Annotated in this window: 1 protein-coding gene; it reads left to right on the top strand. The window is 67.9% G+C overall.

What is annotated here, in order from left to right; genetic code table 11:
- Nucleotides 1-67: 67 nt before the first annotated feature.
- The coding region (locus VGB60_RS02400) for a TonB-dependent receptor plug domain-containing protein (protein ID WP_331036684.1) at nucleotides 68-2,058 on the top strand (1,991 nt) is incomplete at its 3' end.

Here is a 2,058-nt window from a genome sequence, read left to right as displayed (position 1 = left end):
AGGGCACGAGTGAGGGGCTGGGCGGGTCGCGGCTGGGAGGCCGCATGTTGTTTTCTGGGGGGCTGATATGATCAAGACCGAAACCCGGCGCCGTTTGCCGCGTCACGCCACGCTGTCGAGCCTGATCGCGCTGGCCGCGATGGGCTGTTTCGCCTCTCCGGCCGCCGCGCAGGATGCGCCCGCACCCGGCCCCGAGGCGGAAGCCGCCGCCGCTGCGGCCGACGCGGCGCAAGCCACGGCCGAGGCCGAGACCGAAGCCGCCGACATTGTCGTCACCGGCTCACGCGTCGTGCGCGATGGCTTTCAGGCGCCGACGCCGCTGCAGGTGCTGACCGAGGAGGATATTGAGAATTCCTCGCCGACCAACAACATCGCCGACTTCGTCAACCAGCTTCCCGCCCTCGCGGCCTCGATCCGGCCCTCCAACTCGCGCCTCGAGCTCAGCAACGGCCAGGCCGGCATCAACGCGCTCAACCTGCGCAGCCTCGGCACGGTCCGCACACTGGTGCTGGTCAACGGACGCCGCTCGGTCGGGTCCACGGCCAACGGCGTCGTCGACATCAACACCATCCCGCAGTCGCTCGTCCAGCGCGTCGAGGTGGTCACCGGGGGCGCTTCGGCCGCTTACGGTTCGGACGCGGTTGCGGGCGTCACCAACTTCATCCTCAACAACCAGTTCGAAGGGCTGAAGGTCGAGGGCGACATCGGCATCACCACCCGCGGCGACGGTTTCAACTATTCCGGCGCAATCACCGGCGGCACGAAGTTCGCCGGCGGCCGCGGGCGGCTGATCGTCGCGGCCGAGATCGCGCACACCGACGGTATTTTCTCCATCGACCGGGGCGAGCGCGACTGGAACCACACCGGCTTCGTGCGCATCCAGAACCCGGCCTGGCCGGCCAACGCCGCGGCGCCGCGCTACCTGTTCAGGACCATGGTCGGCCAGGCGAACTCGACCCCCGGCGGGCTTATCACGGCCTCGGCCGGCGGCACCGTCAATCGTCTGTGCGGGACCTATTTCGGCCAGAACGGTTCCATCAACAAATATCAGTACGGCGCCCTGACCTTCCCCTCGCCCACCTGCTCGACGTCGACCAGCAGCAGCCCGCAGCTGAACCAGGGCGGCGACTGGCGGCTCAACGATACCGGCGTGCGCATCGGCCTCAACCCCGAAGAAGACCGCTACGGCATCTTCGGGCGGCTGAGCTTCGACGTCACCGACGGCGTCACCTTGTTCGCCGAGGCATCGTACAACCGGCAGGAAACCCTGTTCAACGCCGGCCCCAATCTGATGACGGGCCTGTCGATCGCCGCGTCCAACTGCGGCACGGGCGCGACCGCCCCGACGACGTGCAACGCGTTCCTGTACCGGGCGCTCGGCCCCGCGGCCCTGACCGGCCTCACGACCGTGACGCTGGCGACCAGCGCCGCCGACCTGCCGGGCCGGGGATCGAACAACGAACGCAAGGTCGAGCGCTACCTGATCGGCGCCGAGGGTAGTTTCGAGGCGTTCGGACGGACGGCGCGCTGGGACGTCTACGGCCAATACGGCCGCGCGGACCTGCACGAGGAGCTGATCAACATCCAGCAGACGGTGCGCAGAAACAACGCGATCGCTGCCGTGTTCGCGCCGGCGGGCAACCCCGGCGGCCTCGCCGTCGGATCGATCCAGTGCGCGATCAACGTCGATGCGAACACAGCGAACGACGATCCGGCCTGCCGTCCGCTCAACCTGTTCGGCACCGGCGTCGCCGATCCCGCCGCGATCGATTACATTCTCGACGATCCCTATCGCGACCAGGTGCTCGAGCAGACCGTGATCGGCGCCAACTTCTCGTTCACCCCCTTCGCGACCTGGGCTGGCGACGTCAGCGTCGCGGTCGGCGGCGAATATCGCAAGGAAGAGATTGACGGGTTCGTGCCCACCCAGTTCCAGCCCGTCCAGAACGCGAATGGAACGACGACGAGCCTGTTTTCGGTCGGCAACTTCCGCCCGAGCAAGGGCAGCTACGACGTCAAGGAAGCCTATCTCGAGACGGTGGTCCCGCTCGGCTTCGG

It is taken from the genome of Brevundimonas sp. (genome assembly GCF_036399195.1).
In the GTDB taxonomy this organism is placed as follows: Bacteria; Pseudomonadota; Alphaproteobacteria; order Caulobacterales; family Caulobacteraceae; genus Brevundimonas.
The sequence above is the reverse complement of the archived record's forward strand: the minus strand, read 5'-3'. Positions and strand labels throughout refer to the sequence as shown.